Source organism: Neisseria sp. P0021.S006, assembly GCF_051956895.1.
The window spans coordinates 1-830 of record NZ_JBQCWZ010000588.1; the positions used below are offsets into that span (position 1 = coordinate 1).

Consider the following 830-nt stretch of genomic DNA (forward strand, 5'->3'; position numbering starts at 1 on the left):
GCAATTAGTCCTAAATATGACTATAATCTGCATCCAATTAGTCAATATAGAGACCAATTTATGAATCAGCTCGACCAACTCGGTATGCGCATCAGTCATATAGACAGCGCATTCGACCAATGGATTAAACAGCAAAACACCAACTACAATACCTTCGCCGTTCTCTACACCTTGGCCACCGAAGGCAGCCGTACTCAAAAATACATAGGCGAAGAATGGAGTCTGCCCAAGCAAACCGTTTCCGGCACATGCAAAACGCTGGCGGAACAAGGCTTGCTGACATTTCAAGAAAGCGAACAAGACAAACGCGAACGCTTATTGTCGCTGACCGAGCAAGGCAAGGAATCCGCCGCACCATTGGTGCAAAACATGCAGGAATTCAGCAAACGAATTTTTACCGCCTTCGGTGAAAAACGTGCAGCCCGACTGTTTGCCGATTTGGACGCATTGGCCGAATTAATGGCGCAAACCCTCAATACTAAATAAGGAGGGCAGCCATGTGGAAAATGTTGAAACACATCGGTCAAACACACCGCCGCAAACTCATCACAACCTTCTCTCTCGTCGGCTTGGATAATCTGCTCTTGCTGGTTTATCCCGTGTTTGGCGGCTGGGCGATTAATGCCGTTATGGAAGGCAACGTCTGGCAGGCAATGTTGTATGGTGTGGTGATTTTATTAATGTGGATAATCGGAGCTGCCCGCCGAGCAGCCGATACGCGTACGTTTACCCAAATTTATACCGAAATCGCCGTCCCGGTCGTTTTGGAACAGCGCAAACGAGAAGTACCGCATTCCGCCATTACCGCACGCGTCGCCCTATCGCGTGAG

General features: G+C 48.9%; 2 protein-coding genes. Both read left to right on the forward strand.

From position 1 onward, the window contains the following. The first annotated feature begins 60 nt into the window (after positions 1-60). Positions 61-486, forward strand: a complete 426-nt coding sequence (locus tag ACTHUM_RS15865) for a MarR family winged helix-turn-helix transcriptional regulator (RefSeq protein WP_107791813.1) — start codon at positions 61-63, stop codon at positions 484-486. Between the two features lie 11 nt (positions 487-497). Continuing rightward, positions 498-830 (forward strand): ABC transporter six-transmembrane domain-containing protein (locus tag ACTHUM_RS15870; protein ID WP_440403403.1); only part of this gene is annotated, 333 nt, incomplete at its 3' end.